This window comes from Pseudomonas sp. RT6P73 (assembly GCF_054897715.1).
In genome coordinates this window covers 2862779-2881000 of the sequence record NZ_JBUBUV010000002.1, presented here as the reverse complement: position 1 = coordinate 2881000, position 18222 = coordinate 2862779, and the positions used below count along the sequence as shown (strand labels likewise).

Annotated in this window: 16 protein-coding genes and 1 pseudogene; 8 read left to right on the top strand and 9 right to left on the bottom strand. The window is 58.9% G+C overall.

The features are described 5' to 3' along the window. The first annotated feature begins 57 nt into the window (after positions 1–57). The gene (locus tag ACYZT6_RS13695) at positions 58–4959 is read left to right on the top strand and encodes an NAD-glutamate dehydrogenase (RefSeq protein WP_462027356.1); all 4902 of its coding nucleotides are present in this window, start codon (positions 58–60) and stop codon (positions 4957–4959) included. 168 nt (positions 4960–5127) lie between these two features. Here ACYZT6_RS13695 and ACYZT6_RS13690 read toward each other — a convergent pair whose 3' ends face one another. The 4 genes from ACYZT6_RS13690 to pdxR form a co-directional block, all read right to left on the bottom strand. After that, positions 5128–5838, bottom strand: a complete 711-nt coding sequence (locus ACYZT6_RS13690) for an ATPase (protein ID WP_462027355.1) — start codon at positions 5836–5838, stop codon at positions 5128–5130. Positions 5839–6064: 226 nt separating this feature from the next. Next, on the bottom strand, positions 6065–6478 hold the full coding sequence (locus tag ACYZT6_RS13685) for a cupin domain-containing protein (RefSeq protein ID WP_462027354.1): 414 nt from the start codon (positions 6476–6478) through the stop codon (positions 6065–6067). A 409-nt stretch (positions 6479–6887) separates the two neighbouring features. Further along, positions 6888–7181 (bottom strand): antibiotic biosynthesis monooxygenase family protein, encoded by a 294-nt coding sequence (locus ACYZT6_RS13680; protein WP_462027353.1) that lies wholly within the window; start codon positions 7179–7181, stop codon positions 6888–6890. Positions 7182–7304: 123 nt separating this feature from the next. Next, a complete protein-coding gene (gene pdxR, locus ACYZT6_RS13675; protein WP_462027352.1) occupies positions 7305–8738 on the bottom strand; it encodes a MocR-like pyridoxine biosynthesis transcription factor PdxR in 1434 nt (477 codons plus the stop codon). Between the two features lie 206 nt (positions 8739–8944). On the opposite strand from pdxR, the gene ACYZT6_RS13670 reads away from it, so the two are divergent. The 3 genes from ACYZT6_RS13670 (at position 8945) to ACYZT6_RS13660 (ending at position 11104) form a co-directional block, all read left to right on the top strand. After that, positions 8945–9385, top strand: a complete 441-nt coding sequence (locus ACYZT6_RS13670) for a carboxymuconolactone decarboxylase family protein (protein WP_462027351.1) — start codon at positions 8945–8947, stop codon at positions 9383–9385. A gap of 87 nt (positions 9386–9472) precedes the next feature. Further along, entirely contained in the window at positions 9473–10393 is a 921-nt protein-coding gene (locus ACYZT6_RS13665; RefSeq protein ID WP_462027350.1) for a LysR family transcriptional regulator, read from the top strand. 189 nt (positions 10394–10582) lie between these two features. Further along, a complete protein-coding gene (locus ACYZT6_RS13660) occupies positions 10583–11104 on the top strand; it encodes a GNAT family N-acetyltransferase (protein ID WP_462027349.1) in 522 nt (173 codons plus the stop codon). Between the two features lies 1 nt (position 11105). Here ACYZT6_RS13660 and ACYZT6_RS13655 read toward each other — a convergent pair. Next, positions 11106–11290 (bottom strand): annotated as a pseudogene (locus ACYZT6_RS13655) (aspartate/glutamate racemase); the annotation flags it as partial. 269 nt (positions 11291–11559) lie between these two features. Here ACYZT6_RS13655 and ACYZT6_RS13650 point away from each other — a divergent pair. After that, entirely contained in the window at positions 11560–11991 is a 432-nt protein-coding gene (locus ACYZT6_RS13650) for a hypothetical protein (protein ID WP_462027348.1), read from the top strand. Between the two features lie 195 nt (positions 11992–12186). Here ACYZT6_RS13650 and ACYZT6_RS13645 read toward each other — a convergent pair whose 3' ends face one another. Then, positions 12187–12879 carry an aspartate/glutamate racemase family protein gene (locus ACYZT6_RS13645; protein WP_462027347.1) on the bottom strand — a complete coding sequence of 231 codons (693 nt, stop codon included), beginning with the start codon at positions 12877–12879 and terminating at the stop codon, positions 12187–12189. Between the two features lie 34 nt (positions 12880–12913). After that, on the bottom strand, positions 12914–13117 hold the full coding sequence (locus tag ACYZT6_RS13640; RefSeq protein WP_462027346.1) for a hypothetical protein: 204 nt from the start codon (positions 13115–13117) through the stop codon (positions 12914–12916). A 42-nt stretch (positions 13118–13159) separates the two neighbouring features. Here ACYZT6_RS13640 and ACYZT6_RS13635 point away from each other — a divergent pair, with 42 nt between their 5' ends. Next, positions 13160–13654, top strand: coding sequence for a hypothetical protein (locus ACYZT6_RS13635; RefSeq protein ID WP_462027345.1), 495 nt, complete (start codon positions 13160–13162; stop codon positions 13652–13654). A 129-nt stretch (positions 13655–13783) separates the two neighbouring features. Here ACYZT6_RS13635 and ACYZT6_RS13630 read toward each other — a convergent pair whose 3' ends face one another. Next, complete coding sequence (locus ACYZT6_RS13630; RefSeq protein WP_462027344.1) at positions 13784–14005, bottom strand: cbb3-type cytochrome c oxidase subunit 3; 222 nt, start codon at positions 14003–14005, stop codon at positions 13784–13786. A gap of 8 nt (positions 14006–14013) precedes the next feature. Next, the gene (gene ccoN / locus ACYZT6_RS13625) at positions 14014–15441 is read right to left on the bottom strand and encodes a cytochrome-c oxidase, cbb3-type subunit I (RefSeq protein WP_462027343.1); all 1428 of its coding nucleotides are present in this window, start codon (positions 15439–15441) and stop codon (positions 14014–14016) included. 423 nt (positions 15442–15864) lie between these two features. On the opposite strand from ccoN, the gene ACYZT6_RS13620 reads away from it, so the two are divergent. Together ACYZT6_RS13620 and ACYZT6_RS13615 are read left to right on the top strand one after the other, a co-directional pair. Further along, positions 15865–17538: a nitrite/sulfite reductase gene (locus ACYZT6_RS13620; protein WP_462027342.1), complete on the top strand. Its 1674-nt coding sequence runs from the start codon at positions 15865–15867 to the stop codon at positions 17536–17538. After that, the gene (locus ACYZT6_RS13615) at positions 17535–18014 is read left to right on the top strand and encodes a DUF934 domain-containing protein (RefSeq protein WP_462027341.1); all 480 of its coding nucleotides are present in this window, start codon (positions 17535–17537) and stop codon (positions 18012–18014) included. Before ACYZT6_RS13620 ends, ACYZT6_RS13615 begins: the two co-directional genes overlap by 4 nt. The last annotated feature ends 208 nt before the right edge of the window (positions 18015–18222 follow it).

The following is an 18222-nucleotide window of genomic DNA, read 5'->3' as shown; positions in this document are numbered from 1 at the left end:
AAAGGGGTTTTGCACGCGACGCTTCCATCAATAACAAGCCCAAGCGGAGTACCACAGATGGCGTTCTTCACCGCAGCCAGCAAAGCCGACTTCCAGCACCAACTGCAAGCGGCACTGGCCCAGCACATCAGTGAACAGGCACTGCCACAAGTGGCGCTGTTCGCTGAACAATTCTTCGGCATCATTTCCCTGGACGAGCTGACCCAGCGTCGGTTGTCCGACCTCGCCGGCTGCACCCTTTCTGCGTGGCGCCTGCTTGAGCGCTTCGATCACGCGCAACCGCAGGTTCGCGTCTACAACCCGGATTACGAGCGTCACGGCTGGCAGTCGACCCACACTGCGGTCGAAGTGCTGCACCACGACCTGCCATTTCTGGTGGATTCGGTGCGTACCGAGCTGAACCGTCGCGGCTACAGCATTCATACCCTGCAAACCACTGTGCTGAGCGTGCGTCGCGGCAGCAAGGGCGAGCTGCTGGAAATCCTGCCGAAAGGCACCCAGGGCGAAGGCATTCTGCAAGAATCGCTGATGTACCTGGAAATCGACCGTTGCGCCAACGCGGCCGAGCTCAATGTCCTGACCAAAGAGCTGGAGCAGGTTCTCGGTGAAGTCCGCGTCGCGGTCACCGATTTTGAACCGATGAAAGCCAAGGTCCAGGAAATCCTGAGCCAAATGGACAGCAGCCAGTTCGCGGTCGATCCTGAAGAAAAAGCCGAAATCAAAAGCTTCCTGGAATGGCTGGTGGGCAACCACTTCACGTTCCTGGGCTATGAAGAGTTCGTGGTTCGCGATGAAGTCGACGGTGGCCACATCGTCTACGACCAGGATTCCTTCCTCGGTCTGACCAAACTGCTGCGCACCGGCCTGACCTACGATGACCTGCGCATCGAAGACTACGCCGTGAACTACCTGCGTGAACCGACCCTGTTGTCGTTCGCCAAGGCTGCACACCCAAGCCGTGTACACCGTCCGGCCTACCCGGATTACGTGTCGATCCGTGAAATCGATGCCGACGGCAAAGTCATCAAGGAATGCCGTTTCATGGGCTTGTACACCTCTTCGGTGTATGGCGAGAGCGTGCGGGTCATTCCGTACATCCGCCGCAAGGTCGAAGAAATCGAACGCCGTTCCGGCTTCCAGCCCAAGGCTCACTTGGGCAAGGAATTGGCGCAAGTGGTCGAAGTGCTGCCGCGCGACGATCTGTTCCAGACCCCGGTGGACGAGCTGTTCAGCACCGTGATGTCGATCGTGCAGATCCAGGAACGCAACAAGATTCGCGTGTTCCTGCGCAAAGACCCGTACGGCCGTTTCTGCTACTGCCTGGCCTACGTGCCACGTGACATCTACTCCACCGAAGTGCGCCAGAAGATCCAGCAAGTGCTGATGGATCGCCTGAAAGCCTCGGATTGCGAGTTCTGGACTTTCTTCTCCGAGTCCGTGCTGGCCCGCGTGCAGCTGATTCTGCGCGTCGATCCGAAGAACCGTCTCGACATCGATCCGGTTCTGCTGGAAAAAGAAGTGGTTCAAGCCTGCCGCAGTTGGCAGGACGATTACGCGAGCCTGACGGTTGAAAGCTTCGGTGAGGCGAGCGGCACCAACGTGCTGGCCGATTTCCCGAAAGGCTTCCCGGCCGGGTACCGCGAGCGCTTCGCCGCGCATTCGGCGGTGGTCGACATGCAGCACCTGCTGAGCCTGACCGAAAAAAATCCACTGGTGATGAGCTTCTATCAGCCACTGGGTCAGGTGTCCGGTCAACGCGAACTGCACTGCAAGCTTTATCACGCTGATACGCCGCTGGCACTGTCCGATGTGTTGCCGATCCTGGAAAACCTCGGTCTGCGCGTGTTGGGTGAATTCCCGTATCGCCTGCGTCACAACAACGGCCGCGAGTTCTGGATTCACGATTTCGCGTTCACTGCTGCCGAAGGCCTGGAACTCGACATCCAGCAACTCAACGACACCTTGCAGGACGCGTTTGTCCACATCGTGCGTGGCGATGCCGAGAACGATGCGTTCAACCGTCTGGTGCTGACCGCCGGCCTGCCATGGCGCGATGTTGCGCTGCTGCGCGCCTACGCCCGTTACATGAAGCAGATTCGTCTGGGCTTCGACCTGGGTTACATCGCCAGCACCCTGAACAACCACACCGACATCGCTCGCGAGTTGACCCGGTTGTTCAAGACCCGCTTCTACCTGGCGCGCAAGCTGACCAGCGACGATCTGGAAGACAAGCAGCAACGCCTGGAACACGCGATCATTGCCGCTCTGGACGAAGTCCAGGTGCTGAACGAAGACCGCATCCTGCGTCGCTACCTGGACCTGATCAAGGCCACGTTGCGGACCAACTTCTACCAGACCGATGCGAACGGCAAGAACAAGTCCTACTTCAGCTTCAAGTTCAACCCGCACCAGATTCCCGAGCTGCCGAAGCCGGTACCGAAGTTCGAAATCTTCGTTTACTCGCCACGCGTCGAAGGCGTGCACCTGCGCTTTGGCAACGTTGCTCGCGGTGGTCTGCGCTGGTCTGACCGTGAAGAAGACTTCCGTACAGAAGTCCTGGGCCTGGTAAAAGCCCAGCAGGTGAAGAACTCGGTCATCGTGCCGGTCGGCGCCAAGGGCGGCTTCCTGCCGCGTCGCCTGCCACTGGGCGGCAGCCGTGACGAGATCGCGGCCGAGGGCATCGCCTGCTACCGCATCTTCATTTCGGGCCTGTTGGACATCACCGACAACCTGAAGGACGGCGCGCTGGTTCCTCCGGCCAACGTCGTGCGTCATGACGACGATGACCCGTACCTGGTGGTCGCTGCGGACAAGGGCACTGCAACCTTCTCCGACATCGCCAACGGTATCGCCATCGACTACGGCTTCTGGCTCGGCGATGCCTTCGCATCGGGCGGCTCGGCCGGTTACGACCACAAGAAGATGGGCATTACCGCCAAGGGCGCGTGGGTTGGCGTGCAACGTCACTTCCGCGAGCGCGGCATCAATGTCCAGAAAGACAGCATCACCGTGGTCGGTGTCGGCGACATGGCCGGTGACGTGTTCGGTAACGGCCTGTTGATGTCCGAGACGCTGCAACTGGTTGCCGCGTTCAACCACCTGCACATCTTCATCGACCCGAACCCGGAGCCTGCGAACAGCTTCGCCGAGCGTCAGCGCCTGTTCGACCTACCGCGTTCGGCGTGGTCGGATTACGACACCAGCATCATGTCCGAAGGCGGCGGGATCTTCTCCCGTAGCGCGAAAAGCATCGCGATTTCCCCGCAGATGAAAGAGCGTTTCGACATCCAGGCTGACAAGCTGACCCCGACCGAACTGCTGAATGCCTTGCTCAAGGCGCCGGTAGACCTGTTGTGGAACGGCGGTATCGGTACTTACGTCAAAGCCAGCAGCGAAAGCCACGCCGATGTCGGCGACAAGGCCAACGATGCACTTCGCGTGAACGGCAACGAACTGCGCTGCAAAGTTGTGGGCGAGGGCGGTAACCTCGGTATGACCCAACTGGGCCGTGTCGAATTCGGTCTCAATGGCGGCGGTTCCAACACCGACTTCATCGACAACGCCGGTGGCGTGGACTGCTCCGACCACGAAGTGAACATCAAGATCCTGCTGAACGAAGTGGTTCAGGCCGGTGACATGACCGACAAGCAACGTAACCAGTTGCTGGCGAGCATGACCGACGAAGTCGGCAACCTGGTACTGGGCAACAACTACAAGCAGACTCAGGCGCTGTCCCTGGCGGCCCGTCGTGCTTTCGTGCGGATTGCCGAATACAAGCGTCTGATGAACGATCTGGAAGGCCGCGGCAAGCTGGATCGTGCCATCGAGTTCCTGCCGGCTGAAGAAGCGATCAACGAACGCCTCGCGGAAGGCCACGGCCTGACCCGTGCCGAGCTGTCGGTGCTGATCTCCTACAGCAAGATCGACCTCAAGGAAGCGCTGCTCAACTCCCAGGTGCCGGACGACGACTACTTGACGCGCGACATGGAAACCGCTTTCCCGCCGAGCCTGGTGAGCAAGTTCTCCGAAGCCATGCGCCGTCACCGTCTGAAGCGCGAAATCGTCAGCACCCAGATCGCCAACGATCTGGTGAACCACATGGGCATCACCTTCGTTCAACGACTCAAAGAGTCGACCGGCATGAGCCCGGCGAATGTGGCGGGTGCCTATGTAATAGTTCGGGATATCTTCCACCTCCCGCACTGGTTCCGGCAGATAGAAGCCCTGGACTACCAGGTCGCCGCCGACGTGCAACTGGAGCTGATGGACGAGCTGATGCGTCTGGGCCGTCGCGCTACGCGCTGGTTCCTGCGTGCCCGTCGCAACGAGCAGAACGCTGCCCGTGACGTCGCTCATTTCGGCCCGCATCTGAAGGAGTTGGGTCTCAAGCTCGACGAACTGCTGAGTGGCGAGATCCACGAGAACTGGCAGGCCCGTTATCAGGCGTACGTCGAAGCCGGTGTGCCGGAGTTGCTCGCGCGCATGGTGGCTGGCACTTCGCACCTGTACACGCTGCTGCCGATCATCGAGGCCTCCGACGTGACTGGCCAGAACCCTGCGGACGTGGCGAAAGCCTACTTCGCTGTGGGCAGCGCGCTGGACATCACCTGGTACCTGCAACAGATCAGCGCTCTGCCGGTTGAAAACAACTGGCAGGCCCTGGCCCGTGAAGCGTTCCGTGATGACGTCGACTGGCAACAGCGTGCGATCACCATCTCGGTCCTGCAGCAGGGCGACGGCACCCAGGACGTGGAAACACGCCTGGCGCTGTGGATGAAAGAGCACAACGGCATGATCGAACGCTGGCGCGCGATGCTGGTTGAGATCCGTGCGGCGAGCGGCACTGACTACGCGATGTATGCGGTGGCCAACCGTGAGTTGCTGGATCTGGCGTTGAGTGGGCAAGCGGTAGTGCCTGCACCTGTCACTGCAGCTGCCGAGCTGGAACCGGCTGCCTGATCAGGCGATGAATGAAAAAGCCCCGCATTGAGAGATGCGGGGTTTTTTTTGTCTGAAGGTTTTGTGTTGTTGGGGCGGGCCTCTTCGCGGGCAAGTCGGGTCGCCGCACCGCTCGCTCCTACAGGAGATGCGTAGGAGCGAGGCTTGCCCGCGAAGAGGCCATTCGCCTTAATACAACTTATGCCCCGAACTATTGTCGATCATCGACACTCTATCTGTCGGTCTGGTCAATAAATTACTGAGCGACTGGTCAAACTTTTGCAATGCCCTAACTTGAACATTCTGTTGTTCATTAATATCCGCCACGATCTCTTCGCTACGTTTGTAATCTGCCCACAACGGACTCAGCACTTTGGCATCATGCCCTTGCGCAGTACCCATGTAATTGAAGTTCGAGTCATAGAACTCCGCACTCACATGTGCCTCGATATCCGAACTGCGTGACGTCATCAATTGGCTGCGGGCGTCGACAATGGCAACCACGTCCGGCTTCGCCGCTTTGAGGCTTTGCATGTCCGGGTACACCGTCACCGAGCCGAACTGACGTTGCAAGGATGCCTTTACCCAGTCCACCGCATGGTCCGGCCTGGAGGTGGCCACGTAGGCGTCGTGGATCGGCTGCACCAGCAGGCTCCGGCCGAAACCGGTGCCGGCGTTGGCCTGGTATTGCTGCAGGTAGGCGCGGTTGGCCTGGGTGTTGCGGCTGTAGACGATGCCCAACGACACCTGGCTGCCGTTGGGAACGTGCGTGGCGCTGCTGCGGCCAACCGGTTCGGTGAAGAGGCCGTCCAGTGACGACACGGCTTTTGGCGCTGTGGGAACGGAGCAACCCGTCAACAGAACGGTCATTGTTAATGTACTGACAAGCGCAAGTTTCATGGTGTTTCTCCAGTGAAACAACTTGAGTCGCAAAGTTGTAGTGCCGGATTGTCCGGCGTGTTTCCAGACTAAACCTGTCGCCACTGAATGAAAAAGCCAATAACAGCACTTCTTGGGTGACCAATAGTTTAATTGGGTTTAAACGAGGCCCGGTCATTACGCCGGGAAATAAAAAGACCCGGAAAGTTAATTCGGGCCTTTTTGTTTATGGCTATTCCTTCAGCTATCAGTTTTCCAAGGGGATCAATACTTTTTCGTCCGGGGACAACACCATGAACACCAGCAGTTTGGCAGGCTTGGTCGCACTGGCGTTTTTCGAGACCAAGTGTTCTGAACCGGCCGGTTCGTACCAATACTGCCCGGTCTTGTAGGTGATCGCTTTCTCACCCTTCACTTGAGAAATGATCGAGCCGGAAAGGACGTACGCCATGGCAGTGCCTTCATGCTTATGGGCAATCGAGGATTGGCCAGGCTTGTAGTCGACCTCGATCATCATGGCTTTTTTGCCGGGCACGTTTTTCAGCGCTTCATCCTGCAAAACCGTGACCTTCTCTGAAGGGCCTTCGTGAGCAATGGCGGCCGCGGATACGGTCAGGGCAAGGGCGGCTAGCGGAGCAGCAAGGAAACGCAAAGCTTTCATGGTTCTGTACCTGCGGTGGTTAGTTGTCAGAAACAACGATAATCCGCAGTCCGGGCCAATCAAACAGCCAATATTCGCGAAGGTGAAGGGACCAATCCCACACATGATTGATGTAGCAGCTGCCGAGCAGCGCGAGGCTGCGTTCGGCGCTGTAGCAGCTGTCGAGCCTGCGAGGCTGCGTTCGGCTGCGGAGCAGTCGTAAAATCAGCTTGCGTGGTGTGTCATGAGTACCGCGTGTGCCGGGTTTACGACTGCTCCGCAGCCGAACGCAGCCTCGCAGGCTCGACAGCTGCTACAAGCGCCGAACGCAGCCTCGCAGGCTCGACAGCTGCTACAAGCGCCGGACGCAGCCTCGCGGGCTCGACAGCTGCTACAGCGCCGGACGCAGCCTCGCGCGGTTACAAAGGGTTTAGCGGATGGGGAAGCTGTTGAAGTCGACGGAATTAGCCAATTGGTTGTCGATCAGGCCAATAAAGCCTTGTACTTCAGGGCAGTTGAAATGCATCTGCATGGCCGCTTCCGACTGCCAGCGGGCGCTGACGGTCCAGCGGTTGCTGTCCTCTGGGCAGCGGTCGACCATATAGGAATCACAGCCCGGTTGTTGACGCAGGGTGTCGACAATCTTTTGCAGTTGCTTACCCAGTTCTTCCGAGCGGCCGGCGGCGGCCTGCACCTTTACGGTATTGATCACTTCGTTGGACATTGCTCACACTCCTGAATCAGGCCGGACGAATCCTGCTCACTGAGGGATAACGCTTATGCAGGATAGGCCTGCACCTGTGGGCCGCCAATAGCCAATCGCCGGATAAAACCGCAGTCCAATCGATCAGGCCACCTGTTGCAGAATGTCGCGCAAGCGGTCCAGGGCGATGTCGATGTCCAGGGTTTCGATGGCACCAAAACCCAGGTAGAGCCCGGCCCGCGGCGTTTGCTGGTAGAAAAAGCTGTCGATCGCGTAGAGCCCGACTTCGACTTTTTTGGCCAGTTCGATCACCAATGGAATATTGATAGGCACTTTGCACATAACCACCATGTGGAAGCCGGCCGTGGTGGGCACAGGTTCGAGCCAGGGTGCAAGGTCGCCCGCCATGCGCGTCAGGATCCGCTCGCGGCGACCGGCATAGATCGTATGGCAGCGCCGGATGTGCTTGAGCAGGCAGCCTTCGGCGATGAATTTGGCCAGGGCCCATTGGGGCAGGGTGGAGGTGTGCAGGTCGGTGAGCTGCTTGGCGCGGATCACGGCTTCAAGAATCGCCGGCGGCAACACCGCATAACCGAGCCGTAGCTCCGGCAACATGGTTTTCGAAAAGGTCCCGACGTAGGCGACGATGCCGCGCTCATCCATGCTTTGCAGTGAATCGGTCGGGCGGCCCTCGTAGCGGAATTCGCTGTCGTAATCGTCCTCGATGATGATCGCGCCCAACTCGTAAGCTCGTTCCAGCAGCGCCACCCGGCGCGCCTGACTCATCGGCATGCCCAGCGGGAACTGGTGGGACGGCGTGACGTAAATCAGTCGAGTGCCCAAGGGGATTTTGTCCACCTCTATCCCTTCGGCATCGACCGGCACCCCGATCACCGTGGCTCCGTGGCTGCCAAACAACAGGCGGGCCGGCGGATAGCCGGGGTCTTCCATGGCGACAATGCTGCCGGGACGCGTCAGCACCCGAGAGATCAGGTCCAGCGCCTGTTGCGCACCGTTGCACACCACCACGTCTTCGTCCTGGCAAATGACTCCGCGAGAAAAAGCGATGTGCCGGGCGATCGCGTTGCGCAATGCCGGCAAGCCTTCGGGCAGGCTGTAGAAGCCCTTCGACGCGGAGATCTGGCGCAACGCGTGGGAGGTGCAGCGCCGCCAATCGTCCTGCGGAAACTGGCCTTTGCTGGTCGCGCCACCGATGAAGTCGTAGCGTAACGAGCCTTCCAGTGTCGGGTGACGCAGGAACACCGGCAGGTTGCGCCAGGACTCGATCACCTCGAAGCTCGCCAACTGCGAATGGCTTTGCTTGGGGGCGGTTTTGGCTGTCCGGGTATTGACGAACGTGCCTTTGCCGATGACTCCGGTGAGAAAGTTTTCATAGGTCAGTTGCGCATAGGTGTCGGAAATGGTCTTGCGCGAGATGCCCAGCTGTTCGGCCAGCAAGCGGCTGGGCGGCAACTGCGTCCCGGCTGCCAGGCGGCCGGATTCAATGGCGCTGCGCAGTTGGTTGTACAACTGGCCTGCCAGGTCCTTGCGGCCGTTGATGACAACATGAAGTTCCATACCGGCGAGGCTCCTGGGGCGATTGAGGCGCGTATGCGTCGCGCCAGATTACCCGCATGAGCCGTCGTGCAGAAGTTGCGTGGGCGAAAAACCGCGGATTGGTCTGCCGTCGAGTGGTCCACGGTTTTTTCGCTGAATTGGATCTGTAACGTCCGTGCGTCAGCGCCTACCTTGGAGGTCTCTATTCGATCCCAGAGACCGCCCCCATGAGTTCCCGCCTGGATTACTACAGCGCGTCGCCCAAAGCGATGAAAGCGATGATTGCTATGGAGGCCTTGACCAGCAACCTCAGTATCGAGCCGGCCTTGCTGCATTTGATCAAGATCCGCGCCTCGCAACTCAATGGCTGCGCCTTCTGCACCGACATGCATTCCGTGGATGCACGGCGCCTCGGCGAGACCGATCGGCGCTTGTATTCGATCGTGGTGTGGCGCGACAGCGGCTTCTTCAACCCTCGCGAGCGTGCGGCGCTGGCCTGGGCCGAAGCGGTGACCTTGCTCTCTGAAAATCATGTGCCAGACGACGTCTACGCCTTGGCCCGGGAGCAATTCAACGAAAACGAAATGGTCGACTTGACCATCGCTGTCACCACCATCAACAGCTGGAATCGCCTGGCGGTGAGTTTTCGGCAAACCCCCTGCAACTGAATCGATTTTCCGTGCCGGGTGTCACGTCAGGTTCATAAACGCTGCGCAGGATGAGGTTTTCAAGGATAGAGCGACAGGGAGTCATTGATGTCATTCATGGAGTCCACCCGCGCCGCCGGAATCGATCCGGTGCTCGCGCAGTCTTTCCGGGTCAGCGCCCGTTGCGGTTGTTTCATGCAAGCGGCCCGCAGCCTCAATATCAAATCAACCCAGTTGCGCAAACACCTCGCGCAGCTTGAAACGCAATTGCAGTGTTCGCTGTTCAATCATCAGGACAATGGCCTGGCCTTGAGTCATGAAGGGTTGCAGCTTCAGGCGCAATTGATCGCCCTGGCCCATGAGCACGACGTGCCGGTGATCGAACAGCCGTTGATTCGACTGGCCGTGGCCGAGACTGTTCTGCACGACATCCTGGGCCGCGATCTGGTCTCGCTGTTGCGACGCAACGCCAGCGTACGCCTGGACATCATCACGCTGGACAGCGAACTGTCGCTGCAAGCGATCAGTGCCGACGTGGTGCTGTGGCTGGCCGGTACCGATTCACCGCTACCGGGCCCGAGTTTCGCCATCGCCGAACCTCAGCGTCTGGCGCGACTGGACTATCTGCCGCACATCGCCAAACGTTATTCGCGAGTGACGGCCCGCCCTGACAGTCTCGATGACCTGGCCGACTTCATGCTGGTGCAATGGCAGCATGACCGTCAGGTCGAGAGTTTTCGGCCGTGGAACGGTGTGGTCGATCAGCGCCTGGCCGGCGTGGTGCAGTTGCATTCTTATGAGCTGATGCTGGAGATGATCCGTTGCAGTGCTTGCATCGGTTTACTGCCGAACTACATAAGCCGGTTTGACCGAAGCCTGGTCGCGTTGTCGGGGTTGTTCGACCAACCGATGCAGCGCCAGGTGTGGATGGCGGTCAACGCCGAGTCTGCGGGGCAGGCCGAAGTGCAGATGATCGTCCAACTGATCCACAACACCTTCAACGAGCGCCGAGACTGGTTCGAAGGCTAACCCCGATCCAAACTGTGGGAGCGAGCCTGCTCGCGATGGCGTCGTAACATCCAATATCCAAGGTGACTGACCCACCGCTATCGTCGGAACGCCGTCCGGAGCAGGCTCGCTCCCACATGGGATTCTCGCCATTCCAGGAGATGGCGTTGTAGAGTAAGCGGCCATGTCTGCATCAAGGATGAGTCACCCATGCCTGCCACCGAACATGCCATCACCCTCGAACGCTTCAGCGAATCCCACATCGACGGCGTCACCGCGCTCTACAACGACCCGGCCATTACCCGTCAGGTGCTGCAAATGCCGTTTCAATCCACCGAGGTCTGGCGCCAACGCCTGGCATCGGATAACGAGCGGCTGGTGAAACTGGTGGCGCTGCATCAGGGCGTGGTCATCGGCAACATTGGTCTGGAGCAATTCTCGCGAATCCGCCGTAGCCATGCCGGCAGCCTCGGCATGGCTGTTGCGGTGGCGTGGCAGGGCAAAGGTTTGGGGTCAAAACTGCTGGCGGCGGCGCTGGACGTCGCCGACAACTGGATGAACCTGCAACGGGTCGAGCTTTCGGTGTACGCCGACAACGAAGCGGCCATCGGGCTCTACCGCAAGTTCGGCTTCGAGACCGAAGGCCTGTTCCGCGACTACGCCGTGCGGGACGGCCGGCTGGTCGATACCTTGAGCATGGCGCGTCTGCGCCGCACGCCCAGGTCCGACTGACTCAGTCGCCCAACGCGAACGCCACCGCAGCCCGCGCATGCAGTTCGGTGGTGTCGAGCAAGGGCAGGGCGCTGTGCTGGGGTTTGATCAGTTGACCGATTTCGATGCAGCCGTCAGTGACTCGCGGATCACCCTGACGAACAATTCGTCATCGATAATCCGGCGCACGGTCTGGCGCTCTTCAGCGCTCTTGAAATCAGATCAAAAGATGTAAACGTTACTCATGGCGAGTCATCGTAGATAAATAAATTTATCCTTCTTTTTATATTTCATTCTCGAAAATAAGTTTTTGTCAACTGTCAGGTCTGACAGTTGTCGGGAGAAGTGCGCAGGCGTATTAAAGGAGGCGACAGCGGCATTATTGAAAGCGCTGGTACTGGCTTCGAAAAATGATTGTGTTAATGCCTTGTGCATAGTGTGTGGAAGGAATATTAATTATTTCGGGTGGATTGAACATGAGCGATGAACTTAAGAGTAATAAAGGCACGACTGGTACTTTTGATGTGCGTGTAGATGGGGAAGAACCGCTAAAGCAAGACTTAAAATCGTTTGATGTTAAAGAAGGAAGTGTTGAGGTTTCGGTCCTGGAGGGGATCGGCGGTCCTATGGCGCCTAGACGTCATCTGTTGCTTAGTTTTGAGGGAGGCTGTCCCAACGGACGTTTTGAGGCTGCTAGTCTGTTGAAAGTTGATTATGCTGATTGGTCGGACATGCATTCGTATCGGTATAAAGCTAAGTCGGGCTGGGTCGAGGTCGAGTCGAGAGGATCGCCGCGACGTATCGTTGGGAACTTTGAAATGGTGGTGGAGATATATGAAAATTCGCCACCTGGAGGGGCGCCTTTGGTACGACAAATCTCGGGTGCTTTTGATTTGATCAACAACTAGTGTGTTTTTTTTGTGAAGGCAAGTGCAATATTTGTGTGTGCAGTTTTTAAGTTGGTTGGTTTGATCGTGCAGGTTTAACTTTTGGTTGGGCTTGTATCAGGCACTTGCCTTGGTGCCTGATACAACACTTTAAGAAAAATGAATCGCAGTACCTGAGCATGGAGCGCCTGCGTCGCACACTTAGGTCTGACTGACTCAGTCGCCCAATGCGAACGCCACCGCCGCCCGCGCATGCAGTTCGGTGGTGTCGAGCAAGGGCAGGGCGCTGTGCTCCGGTTTGATCAACATGCCGATTTCGGTGCAGCCGAGAATGATCGCTTGGGCGCCTCGCTGCGTCAGCGATTCGATGACTTGCTGATACACCTTGCGCGACGCCTCGCTGATCACCCCGACGCACAACTCGTCATAGATGATCCGGTGCACAGCGTTGCGTTCTTCGGCGTCCGGCACCAGCACCGTCAAACCCATCGCGCTCAGGCGATCCTTGAGAAAATCCTGTTCCATGGTGAAGGCAGTCCCGAGCAATCCGACCTTGAGCGCACCGGCATCCACGGCGGCTTGACCAGTCGGGTCGGCGATGTGCAAAAACGGAATGCTGATCGCGGCCTGAATCTGCCCGGCCACCTTGTGCATGGTGTTGGTACACAGCACCACGCACTCAGCGCCGCCGGCCTCCAGACGCCGCGCCGCATCCACCAGAATCGCCGCCGCGTCGTCCCAGCGACCGGCATGCTGAGCCTGTTCGACAGGGCCGAAGTCGACGCTGTACATGAGCAATTTCGCCGAACGCAACGGCCCGAGCCGGTCGCGAACCTGTTGGTTGATGAGGCGGTAGTACTCGGCGCTGGACTCCCAGCTCATGCCGCCGATAAGGCCGATGGTACGCATTGGATTTCCTCAGGCTATGGCCTGTGCTGACAGATCAGGCCTGAGAGGGAGTTTCCATTTGTTCGAGGGGGGGCACCAGCGACAAATCAACTGTAGTGCTCATATTCTTTTCAAGTGTCATGGTGCTTTTTTCAGTCAAGGGGCAATTCCTTGAAAGTAACCGCTCGTCGTTACCCTCCACCGTTAAAAGATGCTCACACGTCAGCTTTGTCGTACGCCGGCGGCTGGCATCTGCCATGATTGATTTCCGCAACACCGCTTCAACCAAAGGAACACCGCAATGGACGACGTACAGCAACTGGGCGAAATGCTTCGCCACTACGCAGAAAGCGAAGCGCACAAGAAGCAAGTGTTTGAGTCGCAATCGGCCGTGTGGGCGACGCGCATCGGTGAACTGTTCGATCAGATCCAGCAGTGGCTGGAGCCGGTCCAGGCGCCGAATCTGTTGGAGGTGAGTCGCGAGGTGTATGTCGCTTCAGGGCCGAGCGTTCCGGTCGAGACGTCGACGTTCAAGACCGAAAAACTGGGCATTGTCATCGCCGGTAAACCGGTGGAGTTCGTGCCGGATGTGATGGGTGTCGGTGGTCAGATTTCGTTGGCGGTGATGGGGTTGACGGCAGCGCGCTATGGCAGCATTTCGCTGGTGTGCCTGCCACCGTCGACCAACTGGCAATGGCGCAAGACCAATGGGTTGAAGGACCCGGATACGTTTGCGTTCGATGCGAACTTCCTGGCGCAGCAGTTGCAGAGCCTTATTCCCCGCGAACGCGGCTGAACCCAGCACTGACACAAAACCCTGTGGGAGCGAGCCTGCTCGCGATGACGGTGTATCAGTCAGCATTGATATCGACTGACACTCCGCCATCGCGAGCATGCTCGCTCCCACATTTGGATTTGTGGTGTGTCAGATTTCGAGGTTGCCCCAACCGGGTTTAGCTTCTTCCGGGGCCACCGCCTTCACAGTCTTCCCGGTCGCCAATTCCACCCGCCGCGCCACCTCAGGGTCATCCGCAAACGGAATCAGGCTCGCATCCTCCAGGCTCTCAGCCGTCTGGTGTTTCAAGCAATACTCGATCGCCAGCCAAAACCCCACGACCCCTAACAGATTCAGCACAATCTCGGTCATCTCAAACCTCACGCAATCTGCGCTTCACGTTCGGCCATCGCCACGTCCGAAACCCGCACCGTGCGCCAGGTGTTGTACGCCATCAGCAACATCCCGCTGAGGAAGAACACGCCGCCGGCAAAGCGCACCACGAACCCAGGATGACTGGCCTGCAACGCCTCGACGAACGAATAAGTCAGCGTGCCGTCGTCGTTGATTGCGCGCCACATCAAGCCTTGGGTGATGCCGTTGACCCACATCGAGGCGATGTACAACACCGTGCCGATGGTCGCCAGCCAGAAGTGCAGGTTGATCAGCGGCGTACTGTGCATCTGCTCGCGGCCGAAGACTTTCGGGACCATATGGTAGATGGCGCCAAAGGTGATCATCGCCACCCAACCGAGGGCGCCGGCGTGAACGTGGCCGATGGTCCAGTCGGTGTAGTGGGAGAGGGCGTTGACCGTTTTGATCGCCATCATCGGCCCTTCGAACGTCGACATCCCGTAGAAGGCCAGCGACAGCACCAGAAAGCGCAGGATCGGGTCGGTACGCAACTTATGCCAGGCGCCCGAGAGCGTCATCATGCCGTTGATCATTCCGCCCCAGCTCGGCGCCAGCAGGATCAGCGACATCGCCATACCCAGTGACTGCGCCCAGTCCGGCAATGCGGTGTAGTGCAAGTGGTGCGGGCCGGCCCAGATGTACAGGGTGATCAGCGCCCAAAAATGCACGATCGACAGACGATAGGAATACACCGGCCGACCCACCTGTTTCGGCACGAAGTAATACATCATCCCGAGGAATCCGGTGGTCAGGAAAAACCCGACTGCGTTGTGCCCGTACCACCATTGAACCATCGCATCCGTGGCCCCGGAATACACCGGGTAGGACTTGAACCAGTCCACCGGAATCGACAGGTGATTGACCACGTGCAGCATCGCGATCACCACGATGAACGCGCCGAAGAACCAGTTGCCGACGTAGATGTGTTTGGTCTTGCGCTGCACCACGGTGGTGAAGAAGACGATGGCGTAAGCAACCCACACCACGGTCATCCATACCGCGCCGGAGAATTCGATCTCAGCGTATTCCTTGGTGGTGGTGTAGCCCAGCGGCAGGGTGATCAGCATCACCACGATCACCGATTGCCAGCCCCAGAAGGTGAACGCGGCGAGTTTGTCGGAGTACAGCCGCACCTGACACGTGCGCTGCACCGCGTAGTAACTGGCGGCGAATTGCGCGCTGCCGGCGAAGCCGAAAATCACCAGGCTGGTGTGCAGCGGGCGCAATCGGCCGAAGGTCGTCCACGGCAGGTCGAGATTCATCTCGGGCCACACCAGTTGCGAGGCGATCCACACCCCCATCGCCATTCCCACGACACCCCATACGATGGTTGCCACGACGAATTGGCGGACGACCTTGTAGTTATAGGCCTGTCCGATTGTTGCTGTGCTCATGGTCAATGCTTCCACGGTTGCAAAGTCTTGCCAGGCCACCCGGACTGGCATGCCGTCAACTGTAGAAACCCTGCCTTAAACAAAACAGACTCAGAAAAGTTGAGTTTATGCGGATCAGATGCAAGGCCTGCCTGCGGTGATCTGACGCAGTCTGATACGGCTTTTTAGTATTCAGGTGAATCTGTAACGCACTGCGCTGCAGGTTCATAGTCCCCACCACAAGCACCGCCACCCCGTAGCAGCTGTCGAGCCCCGCGAGGCAGCGTTCGGCTGCGAAGCAGTCGCAAAACCAGTCAACTCGGTCTGTCTGGTAAACCGTGTGCACAGGAATTACGACTGCTGCGCAGCCGAACGCTGCCTCGCGGTGCTCGACAGCTGCTACCGGTATGCAGAGCGTGCGATTCACCCTGATGAGGTAGCCACATGTATCAGTACGATGACTATGACCGGGCCCTGGTCTTCGAACGCGTTGCGCAGTTTCGCGATCAGGTCGAGCGTTTCATGAGCGGCGAGTTGAGCGAAGAAGAGTTCCTGCCATTGCGTTTGCAGAATGGCCTGTACATGCAAAAGCACGCCTACATGCTGCGCGTGGCGATTCCTTACGGCACCCTCAGCGCCAGCCAAATGCGCACGCTGGCCAGTATCGCCCGGGACTACGACCGCGGGTATGGCCACTTCACCACCCGGCAGAACATGCAGTTCAACTGGATCGAGCTGGCGCAGGTGCCGGACATTCTCGAACGCCTGGCCCAGGTCGAAATGCACGCGATCCAGACCTCAGGTAACTGCGTGCGCAATATCACCACCGAAGCGTTTGCCGGTGTGGCGGCGGACGAGCTGATGGACCCGCGACCGCTGGCTGAGATCCTGCGTCAGTGGTCGACCATCAACCCGGAATTCCTGTTCCTGCCGCGCAAGTTCAAGATCGCCATTTGCTCGGCGGAGCAGGACCGCGCCGCCATCATGATGCATGACATCGGGCTCTACCTTTATCGCGATGAAAGCGGGCAGATGCTGTTGCGCGTCATCGTTGGCGGCGGGCTGGGGCGTACGCCGATCCTTGGCCTGGAGATCCGCCAGGGCTTGCCGTGGCAGCATTTGCTGTCCTACGTCGAGGCGGTGCTGCGGGTCTACAACCGCCACGGTCGACGCGACAACAAGTACAAGGCGCGGATCAAGATTCTGGTCAAGGCCCTGGGCATCGAAGCGTTCGCCAGGGAAGTGGAGGAAGAATGGCAGTACCTCAAGGACGGTCCGGCGCAGTTGACCGACGTCGAATATGAGCGGGTCGCCAGTGCCTTCGTGTCCCCCGACTACCGTTCACTGTCCGACACTGACCTGGATTTCGGCACGCGCCTGGCCGAGAACCCGGCTTTCGCGCGCTGGGTCACGCGCAACGTCCAGCCGCACAAGGTCGCGGGGTACACCAGCGTGGTGCTGTCGACCAAACCGGGCTTCGACTCACCGCCAGGGGACGTGACGACCGAACAGATGACGGCCGTGGCCGAGTGGTCCGAGCAGTTCGGTTTTGGCGAGATTCGCATCGCCCATGAACAGAACATCGTGCTGCCGGACGTGCCCAAGGCTGATCTCTACACGCTGTGGTGCCTGGCCTGCGAGCAGGGCCTGGGCTGCGCCAACATCGGTTTGCTGACTGACATTATCGCGTGCCCCGGCGGCGACTTCTGCGCACTGGCCAACGCCAAATCGATCCCGATTGCCCAGGCGATTCAAGGCTGTTTCGAGGACCTGGATTACCTCCACGACCTGGGCGACATCAGCCTGAACATCTCCGGCTGCATGAACGCTTGCGGTCACCACCACATTGGCAACATCGGCATTCTGGGGGTCGACAAGAACGGCAGCGAGTGGTACCAGATCACCCTCGGCGGTAGTCAGGGCAAGAACAGCGCCCTGGGCAAGGTCATCGGCCCGTCCTTCAGCGCCGCCGAAGTGCCCGAGGTGATCGAGCGGATCATCGCCACGTTCGTTAGTTATCGGGAGAGCGAAGAACTGTTCGTCGACACCTTGCAGCGCATCGGTCTTGAGCCGTTCAAGGAGCAGGTTTATCCGAAGGTGCTGGAGGTCTCGGCATGAACAATCTGTTGCGGCTGGAGGAGGGTGTGGCGCGAATCGTGGCTGACGATCCGTGGGTGCTGGTCCGGGAACTGGAAGGTGAGTTACCGGCCGGGTCGCTGATATTGCCGTTGACTCGCTGGCTTCAAGCGCCGACACAGCATGCGATCTGGCTGGGGCCGAATGACGAGGTGGAAAGCCTCAAACCGTGGTTTGACTCATTGCCGCTGATTGCCCTGGACTTCCCGAGTTTTCGCGACGGTCGCGGTTACAGCCAGGCGTACCTGCTGCGCACTCGGTTGGGCTGGACGGGAGAATTGAGAGCGGTCGGCGACGTGCTGCGCGATCAGCTCAGCCACATGCGCCAATGCGGTTTCGACAGCTTTGCGGTGCGTGAAGACAAGTCCGCCGAGGATGCGCTGAAAGGATTGGCCGGGATGAGCGTGTTGTACGGACGTTCGGTGATTGAACCGCGGCCGTTGTTCAGACGACGCTGACACACTAACCGCAACACTGCTTTTTTGTAGCAGCTGTCGAGCCTGCGTTCGGCGACGAAGTCGTCGTGAAATCAAGCGATGCGTTTTTACAGGAAAACAGCGTTTGCAGGGTTTACGACGACTTTGTCGCCGAACGCAGCCTCGCAAGCTCGACAGCTGCTACAAGCGCTGCCCTCGGTATTTTTGCTTGGGCCGCTGATGGCATTTT

What these genes read in the sequence shown, in the direction of transcription:
- ACYZT6_RS13695 (WP_462027356.1), top strand. Translation starts at nt 58, where the DNA reads ATGGCGTTCTTCACCGCAGCCAGCAAAGCCGACTTCCAGCACCAACTG.
- ACYZT6_RS13690 (WP_462027355.1), bottom strand. Translation starts at nt 5,838, where the DNA reads ATGAAACTTGCGCTTGTCAGTACATTAACAATGACCGTTCTGTTGACG.
- ACYZT6_RS13685 (WP_462027354.1), bottom strand. Translation starts at nt 6,478, where the DNA reads ATGAAAGCTTTGCGTTTCCTTGCTGCTCCGCTAGCCGCCCTTGCCCTG.
- ACYZT6_RS13680 (WP_462027353.1), bottom strand. Translation starts at nt 7,181, where the DNA reads ATGTCCAACGAAGTGATCAATACCGTAAAGGTGCAGGCCGCCGCCGGC.
- pdxR (WP_462027352.1), bottom strand. Translation starts at nt 8,738, where the DNA reads ATGGAACTTCATGTTGTCATCAACGGCCGCAAGGACCTGGCAGGCCAG.
- ACYZT6_RS13670 (WP_462027351.1), top strand. Translation starts at nt 8,945, where the DNA reads ATGAGTTCCCGCCTGGATTACTACAGCGCGTCGCCCAAAGCGATGAAA.
- ACYZT6_RS13665 (WP_462027350.1), top strand. Translation starts at nt 9,473, where the DNA reads ATGTCATTCATGGAGTCCACCCGCGCCGCCGGAATCGATCCGGTGCTC.
- ACYZT6_RS13660 (WP_462027349.1), top strand. Translation starts at nt 10,583, where the DNA reads ATGCCTGCCACCGAACATGCCATCACCCTCGAACGCTTCAGCGAATCC.
- ACYZT6_RS13650 (WP_462027348.1), top strand. Translation starts at nt 11,560, where the DNA reads ATGAGCGATGAACTTAAGAGTAATAAAGGCACGACTGGTACTTTTGAT.
- ACYZT6_RS13645 (WP_462027347.1), bottom strand. Translation starts at nt 12,879, where the DNA reads ATGCGTACCATCGGCCTTATCGGCGGCATGAGCTGGGAGTCCAGCGCC.
- ACYZT6_RS13640 (WP_462027346.1), bottom strand. Translation starts at nt 13,117, where the DNA reads ATGGCAGATGCCAGCCGCCGGCGTACGACAAAGCTGACGTGTGAGCAT.
- ACYZT6_RS13635 (WP_462027345.1), top strand. Translation starts at nt 13,160, where the DNA reads ATGGACGACGTACAGCAACTGGGCGAAATGCTTCGCCACTACGCAGAA.
- ACYZT6_RS13630 (WP_462027344.1), bottom strand. Translation starts at nt 14,005, where the DNA reads ATGACCGAGATTGTGCTGAATCTGTTAGGGGTCGTGGGGTTTTGGCTG.
- ccoN (WP_462027343.1), bottom strand. Translation starts at nt 15,441, where the DNA reads ATGAGCACAGCAACAATCGGACAGGCCTATAACTACAAGGTCGTCCGC.
- ACYZT6_RS13620 (WP_462027342.1), top strand. Translation starts at nt 15,865, where the DNA reads ATGTATCAGTACGATGACTATGACCGGGCCCTGGTCTTCGAACGCGTT.
- ACYZT6_RS13615 (WP_462027341.1), top strand. Translation starts at nt 17,535, where the DNA reads ATGAACAATCTGTTGCGGCTGGAGGAGGGTGTGGCGCGAATCGTGGCT.